Origin of the sequence: Hymenobacter sp. J193, from assembly GCF_024700075.1 — a bacterium.
Taxonomy (GTDB): Bacteria; Bacteroidota; Bacteroidia; order Cytophagales; family Hymenobacteraceae; genus Hymenobacter.
The window spans coordinates 440,344-459,047 of the sequence record NZ_JAJONE010000001.1; the positions used below are offsets into that span (position 1 = coordinate 440,344).

Genomic DNA, 18,704 nt, shown 5'->3' on the forward strand with positions numbered 1-18,704 from the left:
CTTTTATTCCTCTCTTTCTCATGGCCGACGCTAAGACGATTCTGATTGCCGAAGACAGCTCCGTAATTCTGAATCTGACCAAGAAAATTCTGGAGCTTCAGAAATATAAAATCGTGTCCGCCAAAAACGGGGGCGAAGTAATGAAGCAGGTGGAAGCCCAGCCCATCGACTGCGTGCTGATGGACATCAACATTCCCGTGAAGGACGGCATGGAGTGCACCCGCGAAATCCGCCGCCACACCGACCCGCGCATTGCTGCTATTCCCGTTATTGCCATTACTGGCAACGCCAATAACTACTCCATGGAGCAGTTCCGCGAGGCCGGCGTGACGGACTATCTGCCCAAGCCTCTCGATTTCGACGCCCTTGTGCGCGTGGTGAAGCAGTACGTCGGATAATTTTTGGGACTTGGGGACTTGGGAGCTTAGGGACTTGGTTGACGTTCTACGAAACGTTGTTTTTCAGAATGTCAACCAAACCCTCAAGTCCCCAAGCCCCCAAGTCCCTAAGTCCCCTCTATGCAGATAACCTTCCTCGGAACAGGCACATCGCAGGGCGTGCCCGTGATTGGGTGCCAGTGCGCCGTGTGCCGCTCCCTCGACTACCGCGACAAGCGGCTGCGGGTATCGGTGCATCTGCAGGTGCAAGGCAAAAGCATTATCATCGACTCGGGCCCCGATTTCCGGCAGCAGGCCCTGCGCGAGTACATCCAGCACCTCGACGCGCTGGTGTTCACCCACGAACACAAAGACCATACCGCCGGCCTCGACGATATCCGGGCCTACAACTTCCGCCAGCAGCAGGACATGCCCGTGTACGCCGAGCCCCGGGTGCTGGAGCAACTGAAGCAGGAGTACGCCTATATCTTTGCCGAGCACCGCTACCCCGGCATCCCGCAGGTGCAGTTGCACCCGATCCTGAGCGATACGGAAACGTTTCTGGTGGAAGGTGTGCCATTTGAGCCCATCCGGGCCCTGCACTACAAGCTGCCGGTGCTGGGTTTTCGCGTTGGCAATTTCACCTACGTCACGGATGCCAACCACCTTTCCCCGGCGGCGCTGGAACAGATGCGCGGCTCAGAGGTGATTGTACTCAACGCCCTGCGCCACGAAAAGCACATTTCGCACTTCACCCTGCAGGAAGCCGTGGACATCCTCACAGACCTGGCCCCTAAGCGGGCCTACCTTACCCACATCAGCCACCAGCTGGGCCGCCACCGGGAAGTCGAAGCTACTCTGCCTTCGTTTATCCGGCTGGCATACGATGGGCTGCGGGTGGATTTGTGAAGGTAGATGACCGCAGAACTATAGCATAGCTAATGCACTGCGGCTCGGCCACTCTTAGAGCCGAATAAGATTTTGCTCTGCTAGACGTTAGGAGAGAAAAGCTATGGTTGATAAACCAGTGTACCTCATCATCAGCCTGCTCGGTTGTGCCTTCCAAAGTGTGGCACAACGCACTACCGATGGAGTGTATACCAGTCCGGGCTCACCGCTGATTGTTCATCGGCCGGTTACGCCGTATAGATCCAACAGTACGCCAAGGCCGCCGCTATTATTTCCGCGCTATTGGAATCTGGCCGATTCCGTCAACCGGCTTGTTGAGTACCAAAGATTTCTGCAGACAGTGGCTGGACGCGTACAAGTGCCGCCCACTTTCTTGCGGCAGAATTTCAAAACCTATGAATCCTTGGCCTCTTCCGCTCGGTTCGTATTCCAACTCATAATCAAACCTGATGGCACCCTGGCCGCTACGCTCGTAAGCAGGGAGTTTAGCAAGGATGGGAATGAGTATTCCGCTGAATCCGTCAGCTTGCTGGAGCAGTCAGCCATTCGAACATTCGGCACGTTGCGTTTCGCGCCGGCGGCTGCCCAGGACACCTTGGTTCTTCCTATAACCTTCGGTCTATCCCGCTAAAAGCCGCTGGCTTTCCTCTTTCGTCCCTCATTCCCCATGCACATCAACTACTATTTCTTGCGGCAACTGGCCCCGGCCCTTACCCGGCAGCTGGCGGGCTACACCGTGGCCACGTGCTTTTCGCAGGACAAGGATGAGCTGGTGATTGGCCTGACCAACGGCACGGCGGAGTATTGGCTGAAGCTGCACCTGGCCGCGGCCGGCGCCCTGCTCGCCCTGCCCGAAACCTTTCACCGCGCCCGCCAGAACTCCGTGGATCTGCTGCCCGGCCTGCTGGGGCGGCGCCTGGACTCTGTGCAGGCCTGGCCGCACGACCGGGTGCTGCAACTCAACTTCCGGGGTGGGGCCACGCTGCTGCTGAAGCTGTACAGCACCCGCCCCAACGCCGTTTTTCGCCCTGCGTTCGATTCCCCGGCCGAGCTGTTCCACCAGCGCTACGCCGCCGATGCGGAGCTGCTGCCCCGCTCGCCGGAAAGAACCCAGCCGGTAGCTCCCGCAACGGAGACACCCCAGGAAAGCCCACCGCAGAATCCGCTTAAGGCCTACCCCAGCCTCGGCGACCTGCCGCCCCTGTTTCTGCGGGCCCACGGCTACGAGGCCGCGCCGCTCCCCGAAAAGTGGCGGCTGGTGCGCGACGTGGTGCAGCAGTTGGAGAAGCCCACCGCTTTCTACATCGTGCGGGTTGAGGGCCGCACGCGGCTTAGCCTGCTGCCCGTGGGCGAGGTGGAAGCCACGCTGCCCGCCACCGACCCTGTGGCGGCCTTACGACGCTTTGTGCCGCTGCTACAGGGCCGCCGGGCCTACGAAGCCGAGTTGCGCCAGGTGCGCCAGCAGCTGGAAAAGCGCGCCGAGGAAGCCAGCACCAGTGCCGGCCACGCCCGCCGCCGCCTGCACTCCCTGGAGCACGAGGCCGGCTACCGCCACACCGCCGACCTGATTATGGCCCACCTGCACCAGATTGCGCCCGGCGCCGCGGAGGTAGAGGTGGAAGATTACCTGACCGGTGAGGCACGCACCATCAAGCTCAAAACCACCGAAACGCCCCAGCGCACCGCCCAAAACCTCTACCGCAAAGCCAAAAATCAGCAGCTGGAAACCCGTCAGCTTCGGGAGCGGGCCGAGCGCCGCGAAGCCGAAGCCTTTGCGGCCCTGGAACGCCTGGAGGAGTTGGCGGCCCTCCCGCCCGATGAGCTGCGTACCCTACGAGCCTGGCGCAAACAGCACGGCCTCGATGCCGCTAAGGCCACCAAAGCGGCGGCCCAGGAGTTGCCTTTCAAGGTATTTGAGGACAGCGGCTTCACTATCCTCGTCGGTCGCAACGCCCAGAACAACGACCTGCTCACCCAGCGCTATGCCCATAAGGACGACCTCTGGCTGCACGCCAAGGATGTCACCGGCTCCCACGTCGTGATTCGGCAGCGGCCGGGCCACCCGGTGCCGGAGCCCGTGCAGGAGCGCGCCGCCCAGCTGGCCGCCTGGTACTCGCGCCGCAAAAACGACTCGCTCTGCCCCGTCACTATCACGCCCAAGAAGTTTGTGCGCAAGCCCAAAGGCGCAGTAGCCGGCTCGGTGGCGGTGGAGCGGGAAAAGGTGCTGCTGGTAGTACCCGCCAACCCCTTCGAGCGAGAGTAGACGCTGAGGCAGGTCTGACAGGTTTTATACACGCCGCGAGGTAGGGTGCGGGGCTTGCCCCCGCCCGCCGGGGAACGATAGATACCTTAGCAGCTCAACGATGGGCGGGGGCTCGTCCCCGCCCCCACTATGTTTCTTGCCTCTCTTCGGAACGGGACTAAAACAACACGACCCGCTTCGGCGAGGCCAGAGCGGGTCGTGTTTGAATTTGCGTGCGCGCGGGGAGATTCGAACTCCCACACCCGAAGGCACCACCCCCTCAAGATGGCGTGTCTACCAGTTTCACCACGTGCGCAAAAAAGAAGGCGAAATCGGCAAGCAGGACAGAAACCTATGTTTCCGGCTTCGGTGAGGCGGCGAAGCGAGGGCAAAAGTAGGCACTGAGGCACACCAGTGCAAGCCTGAACCTTATTTTTTTGGCTTTACGCACGCGTTGGCGGCCCCGTCACCGACCCTTGCGGCTCATTCTCAGCTATAAGCCCACACGCTTTTTTTTGTGTGAGGCCGGTACTCCGGCATTCTGGTGCCCGGCGGCCGCCGCTACCCTCCTTCCACCCTGACTTCATAAGCGTCTTTCAACAAATTCTCTCACGCTGAAATCCATCCAACCCAAAAAGCAAATAGCCCGACCATCCGGCCGGGCTGTTTGATATATTTACGGTACAAAGCCGTGCTTACGACCGGGCCAGCGGGGTATCTACCACGTGCTCCGACACGAACCACACCTGCAGTTCGTTGGTGCGCAGCACGTTGCTTACCACCAGGTCATTGGTGCCGTCGTCGCCGGACTCATCGGCTTTTTCGGCGTATTCGTGGCAGTTTTTGAGGATGATCTGGTGAGCTTCCAGCAGGCGCGACACCTGCACGGGCGCTTCTTCCCGGTCTTTGGGGGGGACGGGGGATGCTCGTTAGCTCGGCCACATCGGCGGCCATGGCTACGGCTACCCCACCCAGGATCTGGATCCGCTCGGCAATCATGTCCACCAGGGCGTCCTGCTCCTCGTAGTGCTTGTCGTAGAGCAGGTGCAGCTGGTAGAACGTGGGGCCTACCACCTGCCAGTGGTGCTTTTTGTACATGTCGCGGATGGAGCAGGTATCGGCCAGCAGCTGGTTGAGCATGTTCACGCTTTCCTGGCGGGTTTCGGCATCAAGGCCGATGGGCAGGCGCTGCGACACGGTGCCGTACTTCTGTAGGGGCGCCGGGGCGTTGAACTGCTGGTTCAGGATGGGTTGCACGCTGGGCGCGGCAGCGCGGCCATTGGAGGCTGCGGCGGCTTTTTGCTGAGCGGCCGGCTTTTTGGGAGCAGTGGTTTTGGTTGCCATGATGGGATTCGGAGTGAGACGGGCGCGCTGCCTATTCAACAGGAGCGGCCGGGCTTTTCTTACGCAGCCTGCTCCCTGGGGTTGAGGAAAACCCGTTACTTTCCTTTTTCAAAGATTTACTTGCCATGCAGCACCAGCACCCCCCACCCCGAGGAGCACCTCACCAGCTCGGTCATGCTCCAGGATATCGTCATCGGCCTGTCCGACGGCCTTACCGTGCCCTTTGCGCTGGCGGCCGGCCTGAGCGGAGCCGTGGATTCGTCGGCGCTGGTGATTACGGCCGGGCTGGCCGAGATTGTGGCCGGCTCCATTGCCATGGGGCTGGGCGGCTACCTGGCCGGACGCACCGAGGTGGAGCACTACCAGGCCGAGCTAGCCCGCGAATACCGCGAAGTGGCCGAGGTGCCCCACGTGGAGCGCGCCGAGGTAGACGAGCTGCTGGCCGAAATGGGCCTCTCACCCTCCACCCGCGCCCAGGCGGTGCAGGAGCTCACCGCCGACCCCGACCAGTGGGTGCGCTTTATGATGAAGTACGAGCTGGGGCTGGAAAAGCCCGATCCTCAGCAGGCCCGCAAAAGTGCCCTCACCATTGGGCTGGCCTATGCCCTGGGCGGCCTGGTACCCCTATCGGCTTACTTCTTCACGGCCACGCCCCGGGAGGGGCTGCTGTGGTCGGCGGTGATTACGCTGCTCTGTCTGCTGGTATTTGGCTTTCTCAAAAGCCGCCTCATTGGTCAGCCGCCGGTGCTGGGCGCCCTGCGCATGGCCGGCATCGGAGCCCTGGCCGCCGGCGCCGCCTTCCTCGTCGCCCGCTGGATAGGCGGCTGATGGGCTAATGTGGGTTGAATGTGCTAATGTGGGGGCGCTTCGCTAATGTGAGAAATGTGTCATTGCGAGCGGAGCGAAGCAATCCGTCCTGGGCAACACCAGACCCGTTTTTCTACCACAAAGCTCCTGACGCCAGCGCAGACGACAGAGGCTTGTCACGTCTCGGGGCTGAGCACGTTGCTCAGGACGGATTGCTTCGGCTCCGCCTCGCAATGACAGCGTAACCACATTTCAGGGCTTTCTACGCTGCTCAGGACGGATTGCTTCGCTCCGCTCGCAATGACACATTTCCCACATTTCCCACCTTACCCACATTCAACCCACATTACATAAAATGGCTTTCCCTTTCTTTGGCGACGACAAATCGAAAATTGCGCAGCTGCTGGCTACCCTGCCCCAAACCGGCCGCGTGGAGTGGATTGGCCTGCGCCCGGCCCGGCGCGCGCCCCTGCAGAGCGTGGCCGAGGCCACCGTGGAAACCGACCGCCACTTGCTGGGCGACCATGCCCGTCCCAAGCCCGGGGGCAAGCGGCAGATTACCCTTATCCAGCACGAGCACCTGGCGGCCGTAGCCGGCTATCTGGGTTTGCCCGAGCCTGTGGAGCCCGGCCGCCTGCGCCGCAACCTGGTGGTGAGCGGGCTGAATTTGCTGGCCCTCAAAAACCGCCGCATCCGGCTGGGCGAGGAAGTGGTGCTGGAAATTACGGGCGAGTGCCACCCCTGCTCCCGCATGGAGGAGGAGCTGGGCCCCGGTGGCTACAACGCCATGCGCGGGCACGGTGGCCTCACGGCCCGCATTGTGCAGGGCGGCACCCTGCGCGTGGGCGACGCGGTGCGGGTGGTGGAGATGGGCGAGCCAAACGCCTGAACGGGAATACCGCCCCGGGTAACCGCCCGAAAACAGTTCCGGCCTCTGCGTCCGGGAGTTGGGGGCGGCGCGCTGAGTTAGCCGCCCCGCCCGCGTTTTTTCCCCTGTCCCGGCTCCGTATCTTGCCGGTCTATGAAGTATAAAGCCGTACTGCCCTCCCAGGCGCTTGATTTAGCTTATCGTCGTCAGAAAGTAACCCGGGCTACCCTGGACGCCTTTGAGGCCGCCCGCGGGCAGCTGCTCACCGAGCTGGATGCCCAGGCCGATGAGGCCGATATTATAGAGCCCCTGCGCCGCTTTTTGCAGGCCGCCGGCTTTGCCAACTACCTCAACTCCCGCAAAAAGCGCGACCTGGTGATGCACACCGGCCCCCAGGTCTCCGACCCCATCGGCATCATCTTCGAGCTCAAGCACGCCAAAAACAAGGCGGAGATGGTGCAGAAGGACAACCTCAACCGCAAGGCCCTGCACGAGCTGCTGCTCTACTACTTCCAGGAGCGCACCGCCGAGCAGGAAGCCCAGGAGCTGCGCCAGCTCATCATCACCAACGGCTACGAGTGGTTTGTGTTCGACGCCCACGATTTTGACCGGGTGTTCTGGAAGAATACCGAGCTGCGCACCTTTTTCCAGAAGCACAAGCAGGGCCAGACCACCGGCGGCGACACCAAGTACTTCTACGACCACGCCCGGGCCCTGCTGGAAAAATCGGAGGCCGAGGTGCGCTTCACCTACTTCTCCCTGGACCCGCGCGACGAGAAAAACCAGCGCAAGCCCCTGGGCGAGCGGGGCCTGCTCTGGCTCAGCAAGCTCTTCTCGGCCCCGCACCTGCTCAAGGAGCCCTTTGCCCAGGACGCCAACACCCTCAACCGGGCCTTCTACGAGGAGCTGCTCTACCTCATGGGCCTGGAGGAAGTGAAGGACAAGGGCCGCAAGCTCATTCAGCGCTGCGCCCCCGAGCGCCGGCAGCGCGGCTCCCTGCTCGAAAATACCCTGGTGCAGCTGCGCGCCGAAGACATGCTGCGCAACCTGCCCCCCGAGGAGCTGGCTACCTACGGCGACGCGCCCGGGCAGCAGGCCCAGGAAGTGGGCCTGGCCTTGTGCCTGACCTGGGTGAGCCGCCTGCTGTTTCTGAAGCTGCTGGAGGGCCAGCTGCGCCGCTACCACGCCCCCCACGAGGCGCCCTTCCGGTTTCTCGACCCCGCCCAGCTCAAGGAGTACGACCAGCTGAACCTGCTCTTTTACCGGGTGCTCAACCGCCCGCCGGCCGAGCGGGAAGGGCCCGAGGCGGCCCAGTACCACCAGGTGCCCTACCTGAACTCCTCCCTGTTTGAGCCCTCGGCCCTGGAGCGCGTCACGCTGCGCATTTCCGGCCTCGATGACCGCATCGAGCTGCCCCTGCTGGCCAAAGGCAAGACCAGCCGCTCAGTGCTGCGCCAGGAAACCGGGGGCCCCGCGCCGGCGGCCCTCACCTACCTGCTGCGCTTTCTCGATGCCTACGACTTTGCCTCCGAGGGCTCCGAAACCGTGCGCGACGACGACCGGCCCCTGATTTCGGCGGCCGTGCTGGGCCTCATCTTCGAGAAAATAAACGGGTACAAGGACGGCTCCTTCTACACGCCCGGCTTCATTACCATGTACATGTGCCGCCACACCCTGCGCCGGGCCGTGGTGCGCCACTTCCAGGCGCGCTTCGCCCTGGAAGCCGACACCGTGGCCGAGTTGCGCGAGCGGCTCGACGACCAGCCCAAAAAGCGGCCCGAGTTCAGCGAGGCCTTCAACGAGCTGCGCGTGTGCGACCCGGCCGTGGGCTCGGGCCACTTCCTGGTGAGTGCCCTCAACGAGCTGCTGGCCATCAAGAGCGAGCTGGGCCTGCTGCTCGACGACGAGGGCAAGCGCCTGCGCTACACCCTCACGGTGGCCCGCGACGAGCTGGCCGTGACCAGCGACGAAGACGACACCCTCTTTGAGTACCACGCCCGCCTGGCGGCCGACGGCACCCGCCACGTGGGCCGCGACCATACCCGCCTGCAAAGCGCCCTGTTCCGCGAAAAGCGCCACCTGATAGAGCACTGCCTCTACGGCGTGGACCTCAACCCCAACTCCGTGCGCATCTGCCGCCTGCGCCTCTGGATTGAGCTGCTCAAGCACGCCTACTACACCCCCGCCAGCCAGTACCGCGAGCTGGAAACCCTGCCCAACCTCGACCTGAACGTGCGCGCCGGCAACTCCCTCATCAGCCGCTATGCCCTGGGGGGCCGACCTCACGGAGGTGTTCCGGCGCAAGGATACCTCGGTGGCCGCCTACCGCCGCGCCTTTGCCGCCTTCTTCTCGGCCAGGGGCCGCGAGGCCAAGCAGGAGCTCCAGGAGTTCCTGGTGCGCCTGAAGGAGCAGTTCAAAACCAGCATCCAACTCCACGACCCGCTCCTGAAGAAAATAACCCGGGCCAAAGAAGACGTGTTGCGCGCCGAGCTGGATGCCAAGCCCGACTTGTTTGGCAAAGCCCGCCTGACGGAGGAAGACGCCTGGGCCAAGCGCACCACCGCCCAGCTGAACCTGGAAAAGCTGGAGGCCGAGCGCCTGCACCGCGAGCAGGGCGCCCTCTACCGCGACGCCTTTGAGTGGCGCTTCGAGTTCCCGGAGCTGCTGCACCCCGATGGCTCCTTCCGCGGCTTCGATGCCGTGCTGGGCAACCCGCCCTACATCCGGCAGGAGGAGCTGGCCCCGGCCTTCAAAAACCACCTCAAAACCGGCTACGACACGGCCGCCGGCACCGCCGACCTCTACGTGTACTTCTACGAGCAGGGCCTGCGCCTGCTGGCCCCCGGCGGCGAGCTGAGCTTTATCACCAACAACAAGTGGCTGCGCGCCGGCTACGGCCAGGGCCTGCGCCGCTACCTGCTCCAGCCCGAGCGCCAGCTGGTGGAGCTGCTCGACTTCGGCGACCTGCCCGTGTTCCCGGAGGCTACCACCTACCCCAACATCCTGAGCGTGTGCCGCGCCCCCCAAGCCGCCACCGTGCGCGTGGCCGAGCTGACTACCCTGGGCACCGACCCCACCCGCTTTGAGGCAGTAGTAGAGGCCGCCACCACCGACATGCCCACCGCCCGCCTCTCCGAAGAAGCCTGGAGCCTCGCCGCCGCCGAACAGCAACAGCTACTGGAAAAGCTGCGTGGGGCCGGTACGCCCCTGGGCGAGTATGTGGGTGGAAAGATTTATAACGGGGTAAAAACCGGCTTTAATGAAGCTTTTGTTATTGACGCAGCAACGCGAGAAGCTCTTATTGCCGACGACCCAAAATCAGTAGGATTTATTAAGCCGTTTTTATCAGGCAGGGATGTAAAACGCTACCGGCAACCAGCTTCCAACACTTTCCTACTGTATATCGACTGGAAGTTTGAACTGGATAAGTTCCCAGCCATTAAAACCCATTTACTTCAATATCAAGAACAGCTTTCGGCACGCTCCGAAGTAAAGAAGGGTAACTATCCTTGGTATGCCCTAGAAAGAGCAAGACCAGAGATTAAAGCCATATTTGAACAACCCAAAATAATGATTGCAAACTTTTCGCAGAACGCTCCATATACGATTGATAAACAGGGCTATTTTTCAAATAATAAGACAACTATTATTCCATTAAACGACAATTTTTTGGTAGGAGTACTTAATTCAAGACCCACTGATTTTTGCTACAAAGCAATAGGCGCTACAAAAGCCAACGGCTATTATGAATACCTACCGATTAATCTCTCCCAACTTCCCATCCCCGCCGCCACGCCCGAGCAGCAAGCCGAAATAGCGGCCCTGGTGGAGCAGGTGCTGGCCGCCAAAGCCGCCGCCCCCACCGCCGATACCACCGCCCTGGAGCAGCAGATAGATGCCCTGGTGGCGGGGCTCTACGGCCTCACGCCCCAGGAAACGGCCCTGCTCACGGCCTAGCCCCGGCGCGGCACTTTGCGCCGCCGGCCGGTTTGCTTTCGCTTTTTGAAGAACGCAAAAAACTGAAAGCAAATCGGGTGCGGTTTTGCTTTCGGTTTTTTACCTTGCCCGAAAAGCGAAAGCAAATGCCACGGGTATGACGACTACTACGCCCCTGCTGCCCCGCCTGCGGGCCTGGTTTGGCCTGAGCCAAACGGAATTGGGCCGCTGCCTGGGTTTGAGCCGGGTGATGGTATCGCAGGTAGAGCGGGGCGTGCGCGGGCTGCCCCTGCCGGCGGGCCTGCCCCAGGCCGCCCTCACCCTGGCTTACCACCACACCCCGCCCGAGTCTACCCTGAGCCCCCCAATACCGTGGCCCTGCGGCGGCAGCAGCGCGCCTGTCTCCTGCGCGCCGATAGGGTAGCCTATGAGCTGGAGCTGCTGCCCGAGCGCGCCGCCTGGGCCCGGCGCCGCCTGGCGGCCCTGCCCACCCTCACGGCGGCCCTCTGCCCCCACGGCGAGCCGCCCCCGCCCTGGCTCAACGGCTTTGCCAATGCCGCCCGCGACGAGCTGGTGCGCAGCGGCAGCACCGCCCAGGCCCGCCTGCACGCCCGGCGCGCCGCCCTATTGGCCGAGGCCGCCGCCCTGGAGCAGCTGCTGGCCGGCACTATGTAGGGGCGGGGCTTGTCCCCGCCCGCCGCTAAACCGGAGGTCAGCATAGCTAAGAGCAGGTTTGGGATTTGTCAAAAAGACCGCTGGAACGTCATGCTGAGCGCAGCCGAAGCATCTCTACCTCTGGCTAATTATAGCCTTACAACGAAGCGGTAGAGATGCTTCGACAAGCGGACGCCAGATCAGGCTTGACGGAAACGACTTTGTTTTAAATTCCCAAACCCGCTCTTAAAACCTCCAGCCTAAAATCGTCGGGCTCCCCTCTCTCCTTTTCATTCCGGGCATCAAGCGCTACCCCGCGTGGCTCCTCCAAAAAAACCCATCTTTCTATATTCAATCAATACGATAAACCAATATCTTACCGTTAGTAAAAGAGCTGCCGCGCGGAAGCCGGGGGCCCAGTGTTATTCCATCTTTTTCCATTTTCTACCTATGGCGTTTTCCGTCAATCTACTTACCACGGCCGCTCAGTGCACCGAGCTGCTGGCTGACAAAGGCCGCGAGCGGACCGGCCTGGTCAACCGCCTCAACAACCTCCAGTTTCAGCTCGACAACTGGAGCAACGTCACCAGCACGGCCGCCGAGCTGGCCACCACCCAGGCTATGATTGCGGGCCTGCAGCCGCTGATCGACTCCCTGCCTGAGGGCGACGACCGGCGCCGCAACCAGAACACGCTGCTCCGCTACCAAGCCCGCGCCAACAACCTGGCCGGCAAAGTGGAGGACTACAGCGCCACGGCCCTGCTGGAAAAAGAGCTGGACCGCGACGAGCTGACGGCCGAAATTGCCGTGCTCGACACGTTCATTGCCGCCGTTACTGCCCGCAAAGCCGCCCTCTAGGCCCCGGCTGTTCCGCTATGCTATCTTCCGCACCTATTGCACGCCCCCTCCGGTTTCGGAGGGGGCTTTTTTTATGAATTTACGTAGCCCCTGATGCCCTTATAAGGATTTGAGCTGCAGTTGACTAGGATAATTAATTTTTAACTTCCTTTTAATCCAATTATACAATCCGCAAGCTCAACCGGGTGCGTAGGCATAGCACGCACCAGCCAGGCAAGGCGGCCCCAATACCGGGGACGGCCCGGCATGAGGAACGTGTATTTCTCACTTTTTTACCTTATCTGAGTATGCCAACACCCCTACTCCCGCCGCGGCTGCGCCTTCCGGGAAACAACCCCTCCCTTCGCCGCTGGACCCTGGGCCTGGGGCTGCTGCTGACTTCGGCCGGCGCGGCTTCTGCCCAAACCATCTACGGCCTCTCGGGCACCAACAACAACAAGCTGGTGAGCTTCGCGGCTGCCACGCCCGGCACGCTCACGTCCACCAACATTTCGGGCGTGGCCGGCGGGCAGCTGCTGGTAGGCATTGATTTCCGGCCCGCTACCGGCGAGCTGTATGCCCTGGGCTACAACGCCGCGGCGGCCTCCCCGGCCACCAACGCCCAGCTGTACGTCATCAACCGCAGCACCGGGGCAGCCACGGCCGTGGGCAGCGCCAGCCGCCTGGAGCTGGGCGGCAGCTCGGAGCGCATCGGCTTCGACTTCAACCCCACCGTGGACCGCATCCGGATAGTAAGCACCAACGACTTCAACTACCGCCTGCACCCCACCACCGGCGCCATCGTGGATGGCAACGCTACTCTGGACGGCACCCAGCCCGATGGTACCCTGGCCTACGCCGCCGCCGACGCCAACGCGGGCCAGAACCCCGGCGTGGGCACGGCCGCCTACACCAACTCCTTTATCGGCAGCACCAGCACCACGCTGTATGTGATAGACGAGCTGGCCGGCCGCCTGCTGACCCAGAACCCGCCGAATGCCGGCACGCTGAACACAGAGGGCACCCTGCCCGGCTTCTCGGGCGCTTCCGCAGTCGACGCCGACATCTACTTCGACCCCGCCACGCGCACCAACGACGCTTTCCTGCTGGCCACCGCCGACCCCGGCCCCGGCCCGGAGCGCTCCACGCTGTACCAGCTGAACCTGGACAACGGCACCATAGGAACGCCGGCCCTGATTGGCGGCCCCAGCGACCAGCTCAGTGACATTGCCGTGCTCATTGACCGCACGGCTCCGGCCCCCAGCGGGCAGCTGCTCTACGCCGTGAGCTCCAACAACAACCTGCTGAGCTTCTACTCCGGCACGCCGGGCTTTATCAACTCGGCCACGCCCATCACGGGCATTGCCCCGGGCCAGACGCTGGCAGGCACCGACTTCCGGCCCAACACCGGCCAGCTGTTCGGGCTGGGCTACAACCCCGGCACCGGCGAGTCGCGCCTCTACGTGATTGACCGCAGCACGGCCGTGGCTACGCCCGTGGGCTCCGGCCCCATCACCCTGAATCTGGGTACTACCACCGCAGCCGTCAACGGCATCGGCTTCGACTTCAACCCCACCGTGGACCGCATCCGGGTGACGGGCCTTAACCAGAGCAACTACCGCCTCAACCCCAACAACGGCGCCATTGTGGATGGCAACGCCGCCGAAGCGGGCGTGCAGCCCGACGGTGACCTGAAGTTTGTGGATGGCACTACGGGCACTCCTACCATTGGAGCGGTGGCCTACATCAACTCCTATGTGGGCGCTACCAGCACCACGCTATATGATTTTGATGGGGTGCGCAACCAGCTGTTTGTGCAAACCGACCCCAACAAGGGCGAGTTGACGGCCGTGAATGGCAACGCCCTGTTTGCGGGCAACAGCAGCTCGAACACCGACCTGGACGTGTACTTCGACCCCTCGGCCCTGATAAACCGGGCCTTTGCGGTGTCGGACGCGGGCAGCGGCAGCCCGGCGGCCTTCAGCACCCTGTACTCAGTGACCCTGCTGAACGCCACCAGCAGCAGCCTGGGCGTGATTGGCGGGGGCATTTCGGTGCGCGATGTGGCGGCCTTCCTGACCGGAGCCAATGCCTCGGCTCCACTCTCCGGCCGTCTGCTCTACGGCGTGGCCGGCGGCAACCTGGTATCGTTCGGCTCGGGCAACCCCGAGGTGATTCGGACGGCCGTGAACATCACCGGCCTGGGCACCGGGCAAGTGGTAGCCGGGGTTGATTTCCGGCCCGCTACCGGCGCCTTGTATGCCTTAGGCTACGATGCCACCAACCAGCAGGCCCAGCTCTACACCCTGAACACCACCACCGGGGCCCTCACGGCCGTAGGCGGCGTGAACAATCTGGCCCTGGGCACCAGCGCGGCCGGCATCGGCTTCGACTTCAACCCCGTGCCCGACCGTATCCGGGTAATTGGGGCCGATGGCGTCAACTACCGCCTCAACCCCACCGTGGGCACCGACGTGGTGACGACGGACGGCACCACCGGCCGCAGCCTGAGCGCCGCCGCCTACACCAACAACGACAACAACACGGCTACGGGCACGGCCCTCTACGCCTACGAGCAGAGCACCAACCGGGTAATCCTGTTCAGTGACCCCAACGCGGGCACCAACTCGGTGCGAGGCGCTTCGGGCATCACGGTGAACCCCGGCGTGGACTTCGACATCTTCGCCGATATAGCTGACCCCGGCACGCCTGCCAACACGGCCTACCTGGTGGCCACGCCCACCGGCAGCACTTCCGACAACCTGTACACCGTGGCCCTGGGCTCCGGCGCTGCTTCGCTCGTGGGCCGCATCGGCTCGGGCTCGAACCTGACCGGGCTGGCCGCCTTCCTGGAGCCGGCTCCCGTAGTTGCCAACGACTACGTATGGACCGGCGCCGTGGATACCGACTGGGGCACGGCCGGTAACTGGCTGCCCATGCAGGTGCCCACCGCCACCAGCAACGTAACCATCCCCAACGTGGCCAACGACCCGGTGGTGGATGACGCTCAGCAGGCCAACAACCTGACCCTGGGCAGCGGCGCTACCCTCTTCACCGCCAACGGCGGCGTGCTCATGGTGAACGGCGCCTTCACCAATAACGGCGGCCTGACCGATGGCACCGGCACCGGCGAAGTGCGCTTTATGGGTGCCGCTGCGCAAACCATCAGCGGTACAACTACCCTGTTCAACAACCTCACGGTAGGCTCGGCCGGCGTGCTGGCGGGTGGCCCGGTACAGGTGCAGCGCGTGCTGCTCCTCAACGGCAACCTGAACTCTAACGGCAACCTGACCCTGCTCTCCAATGCCGAAGGCACGGCCCACGTGGTGAACACCAGCGGCGCGGTGCTGGGCACTGCCACTGTGCAGCGCTACATCATGTCCAGCAACAACGGCCTGGGCTACCGCCACTATTCCTCCCCGGTGGTGAGCACGACCGTGGCCGACCTGGCTACCTCTGGCTTCACGCCCGTGGTGAATAACGACTACAACACCGACCCGACCCCGGGCGATGCGAAACCCTACCCCACGGTATTCGGCTATGACGAGCAGCGCCTCGACACCAGCCCGGCTACCGCGCTGGCGCCCTTCAGCAAAGGCTGGTTTTCCCCGGCCAGCCTGGGCAGCCCCCTGGAGCGCGGCCGCGGCTACACCGTGAACCTGCCCGGCACGGCCCTGGTCGATTTCGAAGGCACGCTCAACAACGGCCCCATCACCCAAACCGGCCTCACCCGCACCACGACCGACGCGCCCAGCTCCGGCTGGCACCTGCTGGGCAACCCCTATCCCTCGCCCATCGACTGGTCGGCCCTCTACCAAAGCGGGGCTTCAGGCCTGAACGGAGCCGTGTACATCTTCGCCTCATCGGGCCAGTACAGCGGCAACTATAGCTCCTTCGTGAACGGGGTGCCGTTTAATGGCCAGAACATTGCCGCTGCCCAGGGCTTCTTTGTGCGGGTGACCACGCCCGGCACGACCGGCTCGCTCACCTTCAGCAATGCCGCCCGCCTGACGACCTACGCCAACCCGGCCTTCCAGCGCGGTACTGGTGAGCAGCGCCCCCTGGTGCAGCTCGACTTGTTGGGCAAAGACCAGGCCGATGCCGCCTACGCCTATTGGGAGCAGGGCGCTACCCCTGGCTTCGACGCCAGGTTCGATGCCGTGAAGTTCCCCGTCCGCTCGGGCCTCTCGCTGGCCTTGCTGGCCGGCACCGAGGAAATGAGCATCAGCGGCCTGCCCGCCCTGGACGCGGCTACCTCTACGGAGCTGCCCCTGACGGTGCGCGTGCCCGCGGCCGGCACCTACACCCTGCACGCGGCCCAGCTGCTGAACCTGCCCGCCGGCATGAAAGCCTATTTGCGCGACGCCCAGACCGGCCAGCTGACGGATCTAAGCACCCAGCCCCGCTACGCGTTCAGCACCGCCGCCGACGGCCTGCAGGCCCCACGCTTTACGCTGGTGCTCAGCGCCAACAGCGTGCTGGCCGCAGCCCCGGCGGCCCTGCGTGAGCAGGTAGCCCTCTACCCCAACCCCGCCCGCGACGCCGTGCGCGTGCTGCTGCCCGCCAGCCTGAGCAAGCAGCCGGTGGAAGCCGTGCTGGTCAACAGCCTGGGCCAGACGGTACGGCGGCAGGCCGTGGCCGCAGACCAGCGCAGCCTGAGCCTGCGGGGCCTTGCCCCAGGCGTGTACACCGTGCAGCTGCGCACGGCCCAGGGCCTGATTGCCAAGCGCCTGGTAGTACAATAAACCTAGCGAGCGGCCGGTGCTCCGGCATCGGCCGCTCTACCGGGTTCCTTTTTCTTCGAATTAGCTTTAGACTTTTCAGATGAACCGACTTCCTTTCCTTCTGCGCGCCGGTGGCCTCATGCTGGCCCTGTTTTGCTGCACTACGCTGGTGCATGCTCAAAGTGAGGAGCCACCCGAGGGTGGCCCCATGCCCGAGGACCCCACCGCTGTTCCCATTGACGGGGGAGCTTCCCTGCTACTGGCAGCCGGCGTGGGCCTGGGCGTGCGCCACCTGCGCCGCCGGCAAAAAGCCTGATCCGTTAAGCTGTCGTACACTTCAATAGCAAAGAAGGCCCGGATGCATGCATCCGGGCCTTCTTTGCTATTGAGCTATCGGGCACTAAATTGTATGCAGTAAAGTACGGATCTTGCCTGTGTCCCTGGTTATAATGCGGCCATCCACCGGCACGCACGGCGGGCGGGGGCAAGCCCCGCCTCTACTCGCCGCCGTAACGGCTTTTGCCGGCCCCACCGGCGTCCATGCGCACGATTTTGGGTTGGAAGGAGCCGAGCACGTCTACTAAGTCGCGCTGGTGGGCCATAACCTGGTGAATGTCTTTGTAGGCCATGGGGGCTTCGTCGAGGCCGCCCCCGATAAGCTCCACGCCCTGGTCGCGCAGCAGGCGCCGCAGTTCCCCTTCAGTTACCTGGAGCTTGGCCTGGGTGCGGGAAAGGCGCCTACCCGCCCCGTGCGAGGCCGACTGAATGGAATCCTGCTCCCCGCGGCCCCGCACGATAAAGCCGGGCGCCGTCATGGAGCCGGGAATCACGCCCAGCACGCCCTGGCCGGCCGGCGTGGCCCCCTTGCGGTGGACTATAGCTTCTCGGCCATCGGGCAGCTGCTCTTTCCAGGCGAAGTTGTGGTGGTTTTCTACTTTGGCCAATACCTCCTGCCCCAGCGCCTTGCTCAGGCGGCGGTGGATGTCGTGGTGGCAGGCCGAGGCGTAGTCGCCGGCCAGGTTCATGGCCGCCCAGTACTCCTGGCCTTCCTGGGTGTCGAGGCCGAGCCAGGCCAGGTAGCGGGCCTCGGGCGGCAGCGGGCACTTGTTCATGGCCACCTTGGTGTAGTGCTGGGCAATGGCCGCGCCCAGCCCGCGCGAGCCGCTGTGCGAAAGCAGCCCCAGGTACTGGCCCACGGGCAGGTTCAGGTCGTTGTCTTCGGCCGTAATATCCACTAACCCCCACTCCACGAAGTGGTTGCCGGAGCCTGAAGAGCCCAGCTGGTTGATGGCGGCTTCGCGTTTGCCCCGCACCACCCCGATTTCCCGGAACTCGGGCCGCTCCAGCACGGGGTCGTCGGCGGGATTCTTGAACACTTCCTTGCCCCCGAAGCGGGTGTGGTTGTGGAGCAGCTTTTTCAGCTCGTCGCGGCGCTGCTCCAGGTAGCGGGCCGGCATATCAAACACCGACAAGGCCATGCGGCAGCCGATGTCCATGCCTACCCCGTAGGGAATGACGGCGTTGTCCACGGCCAGCACGCCCCCGATGGGCAAGCCGTAGCCCTGGTGAGCGTCGGGCATCAAAGCCCCATCAATGGTGACGGGCAGCTGCATGGCGGTGTCCATCTGCTTGCGGGCCCCATCCTCAATGAAGGCGTCGCCGTAGCGGCGGTAGTCTTTGATGCTAGGGTTGAGCTGCACGTCGCGGCTGGGCTGGGGCACCAGCTCCTGGGCCAGGGGGCGCCAGGTCTGGTCGCGCACGTATTTGAACGGGTCGGCCTTGATTTCGCGCAGCAGGGCCAGGGCACTGCCTTTATCGAGCCGGCGTAGCTCGCGCTGGTCGAGGATATCCAGCGCCCGGCTGATCTGTTTATCGTCGGTGAAGCCCAGCTGGCGCAGGTCTTTGCCGTGGAGCTTGTTGGTTGCTTTAGCCATAACGAAGAGCAAAGGGTGGAACTCCTCTACCGCAAAGCCGCCGCTGCAGGTTACGGTTCAGCTAGCAGACA

The 18,704-nt window shown here is 63.5% G+C and carries 16 protein-coding genes and 1 tRNA gene; 13 read left to right on the forward strand and 4 right to left on the reverse strand.

Annotation, left to right across the window (positions count from 1 at the left end; all coding sequences use genetic code 11):
• Window positions 1–20 precede the first annotated feature (20 nt).
• The 4 genes from LRS06_RS01970 (at window position 21) to LRS06_RS01985 (ending at window position 3,549) form a co-directional block, all read left to right on the forward strand.
• Window positions 21–398: a response regulator gene (locus LRS06_RS01970; RefSeq protein WP_196954812.1), complete on the forward strand. Its 378-nt coding sequence runs from the start codon at window positions 21–23 to the stop codon at window positions 396–398.
• Window positions 399–518: 120 nt separating this feature from the next.
• Window positions 519–1,286: an MBL fold metallo-hydrolase gene (locus LRS06_RS01975; protein ID WP_257869928.1), complete on the forward strand. Its 768-nt coding sequence runs from the start codon at window positions 519–521 to the stop codon at window positions 1,284–1,286.
• A 103-nt stretch (window positions 1,287–1,389) separates the two neighbouring features.
• Window positions 1,390–1,917, forward strand: a complete 528-nt coding sequence (locus tag LRS06_RS01980; RefSeq protein ID WP_257869929.1) for a hypothetical protein — start codon at window positions 1,390–1,392, stop codon at window positions 1,915–1,917.
• A gap of 36 nt (window positions 1,918–1,953) precedes the next feature.
• Window positions 1,954–3,549, forward strand: a complete 1,596-nt coding sequence (locus LRS06_RS01985) for an NFACT RNA binding domain-containing protein (RefSeq protein WP_257869930.1) — start codon at window positions 1,954–1,956, stop codon at window positions 3,547–3,549.
• A 213-nt stretch (window positions 3,550–3,762) separates the two neighbouring features.
• On the opposite strand, the gene LRS06_RS01990 is transcribed toward LRS06_RS01985, so the two are convergent.
• From LRS06_RS01990 to LRS06_RS02000, 3 genes are all read right to left on the reverse strand, one after another.
• Window positions 3,763–3,844 (reverse strand) — tRNA-Leu (locus tag LRS06_RS01990).
• 379 nt (window positions 3,845–4,223) lie between these two features.
• The gene (locus tag LRS06_RS01995) at window positions 4,224–4,409 is read right to left on the reverse strand and encodes a ferritin-like domain-containing protein (protein ID WP_257869931.1); all 186 of its coding nucleotides are present in this window, start codon (window positions 4,407–4,409) and stop codon (window positions 4,224–4,226) included.
• Entirely contained in the window at window positions 4,339–4,872 is a 534-nt protein-coding gene (locus LRS06_RS02000) for a Dps family protein (protein WP_257869932.1), read from the reverse strand. Before LRS06_RS02000 ends, LRS06_RS01995 begins: the two co-directional genes overlap by 71 nt.
• Before the next feature lie 174 nt (window positions 4,873–5,046).
• Here LRS06_RS02000 and LRS06_RS02005 point away from each other — a divergent pair, with 174 nt between their 5' ends.
• The 9 genes from LRS06_RS02005 to LRS06_RS02045 all read left to right on the forward strand — a co-directional run bounded on the left by LRS06_RS02005 (window position 5,047) and on the right by LRS06_RS02045 (window position 17,015).
• On the forward strand, window positions 5,047–5,700 hold the full coding sequence (locus LRS06_RS02005) for a VIT1/CCC1 transporter family protein (protein WP_257873361.1): 654 nt from the start codon (window positions 5,047–5,049) through the stop codon (window positions 5,698–5,700).
• A gap of 334 nt (window positions 5,701–6,034) precedes the next feature.
• Window positions 6,035–6,568 carry an MOSC domain-containing protein gene (locus tag LRS06_RS02010; protein ID WP_257869933.1) on the forward strand — a complete coding sequence of 178 codons (534 nt, stop codon included), beginning with the start codon at window positions 6,035–6,037 and terminating at the stop codon, window positions 6,566–6,568.
• A 132-nt stretch (window positions 6,569–6,700) separates the two neighbouring features.
• Window positions 6,701–9,187: a hypothetical protein gene (locus LRS06_RS02015; RefSeq protein WP_257869934.1), complete on the forward strand. Its 2,487-nt coding sequence runs from the start codon at window positions 6,701–6,703 to the stop codon at window positions 9,185–9,187.
• A complete protein-coding gene (locus LRS06_RS02020) occupies window positions 9,147–10,505 on the forward strand; it encodes an Eco57I restriction-modification methylase domain-containing protein (protein WP_374679438.1) in 1,359 nt (452 codons plus the stop codon). Before LRS06_RS02015 ends, LRS06_RS02020 begins: the two co-directional genes overlap by 41 nt.
• A gap of 136 nt (window positions 10,506–10,641) precedes the next feature.
• A complete protein-coding gene (locus tag LRS06_RS02025; protein ID WP_257869935.1) occupies window positions 10,642–10,908 on the forward strand; it encodes a helix-turn-helix transcriptional regulator in 267 nt (88 codons plus the stop codon).
• Complete coding sequence (locus LRS06_RS02030; RefSeq protein WP_257869936.1) at window positions 10,857–11,159, forward strand: hypothetical protein; 303 nt, start codon at window positions 10,857–10,859, stop codon at window positions 11,157–11,159. Before LRS06_RS02025 ends, LRS06_RS02030 begins: the two co-directional genes overlap by 52 nt.
• 429 nt (window positions 11,160–11,588) lie before the next feature.
• Entirely contained in the window at window positions 11,589–11,996 is a 408-nt protein-coding gene (locus LRS06_RS02035; RefSeq protein WP_257869937.1) for a hypothetical protein, read from the forward strand.
• Window positions 11,997–12,283: 287 nt separating this feature from the next.
• Window positions 12,284–16,720 carry a DUF4394 domain-containing protein gene (locus tag LRS06_RS02040; RefSeq protein WP_257869938.1) on the forward strand — a complete coding sequence of 1,479 codons (4,437 nt, stop codon included), beginning with the start codon at window positions 12,284–12,286 and terminating at the stop codon, window positions 16,718–16,720.
• Window positions 16,721–16,799: 79 nt separating this feature from the next.
• The gene (locus LRS06_RS02045; protein ID WP_257869939.1) at window positions 16,800–17,015 is read left to right on the forward strand and encodes a PID-CTERM protein-sorting domain-containing protein; all 216 of its coding nucleotides are present in this window, start codon (window positions 16,800–16,802) and stop codon (window positions 17,013–17,015) included.
• A gap of 181 nt (window positions 17,016–17,196) precedes the next feature.
• Here LRS06_RS02045 and LRS06_RS02050 read toward each other — a convergent pair whose 3' ends face one another.
• Entirely contained in the window at window positions 17,197–18,633 is a 1,437-nt protein-coding gene (locus LRS06_RS02050; RefSeq protein WP_257869940.1) for an RtcB family protein, read from the reverse strand.
• Between the last annotated feature and the right edge of the window lie 71 nt (window positions 18,634–18,704).

Bases quoted from the DNA above. Each gene is read 5' to 3' on its own strand.
- LRS06_RS01970 (WP_196954812.1), top strand. From the start codon at position 21: ATGGCCGACGCTAAGACGATTCTGATTGCCGAAGACAGCTCCGTAATT.
- LRS06_RS01975 (WP_257869928.1), top strand. From the start codon at position 519: ATGCAGATAACCTTCCTCGGAACAGGCACATCGCAGGGCGTGCCCGTG.
- LRS06_RS01980 (WP_257869929.1), top strand. From the start codon at position 1,390: ATGGTTGATAAACCAGTGTACCTCATCATCAGCCTGCTCGGTTGTGCC.
- LRS06_RS01985 (WP_257869930.1), top strand. From the start codon at position 1,954: ATGCACATCAACTACTATTTCTTGCGGCAACTGGCCCCGGCCCTTACC.
- LRS06_RS02000 (WP_257869932.1), bottom strand. From the start codon at position 4,872: ATGGCAACCAAAACCACTGCTCCCAAAAAGCCGGCCGCTCAGCAAAAA.
- LRS06_RS02005 (WP_257873361.1), top strand. From the start codon at position 5,047: ATGCTCCAGGATATCGTCATCGGCCTGTCCGACGGCCTTACCGTGCCC.
- LRS06_RS02010 (WP_257869933.1), top strand. From the start codon at position 6,035: ATGGCTTTCCCTTTCTTTGGCGACGACAAATCGAAAATTGCGCAGCTG.
- LRS06_RS02015 (WP_257869934.1), top strand. From the start codon at position 6,701: ATGAAGTATAAAGCCGTACTGCCCTCCCAGGCGCTTGATTTAGCTTAT.
- LRS06_RS02025 (WP_257869935.1), top strand. From the start codon at position 10,642: ATGACGACTACTACGCCCCTGCTGCCCCGCCTGCGGGCCTGGTTTGGC.
- LRS06_RS02035 (WP_257869937.1), top strand. From the start codon at position 11,589: ATGGCGTTTTCCGTCAATCTACTTACCACGGCCGCTCAGTGCACCGAG.
- LRS06_RS02040 (WP_257869938.1), top strand. From the start codon at position 12,284: ATGCCAACACCCCTACTCCCGCCGCGGCTGCGCCTTCCGGGAAACAAC.
- LRS06_RS02045 (WP_257869939.1), top strand. From the start codon at position 16,800: ATGAACCGACTTCCTTTCCTTCTGCGCGCCGGTGGCCTCATGCTGGCC.
- LRS06_RS02050 (WP_257869940.1), bottom strand. From the start codon at position 18,633: ATGGCTAAAGCAACCAACAAGCTCCACGGCAAAGACCTGCGCCAGCTG.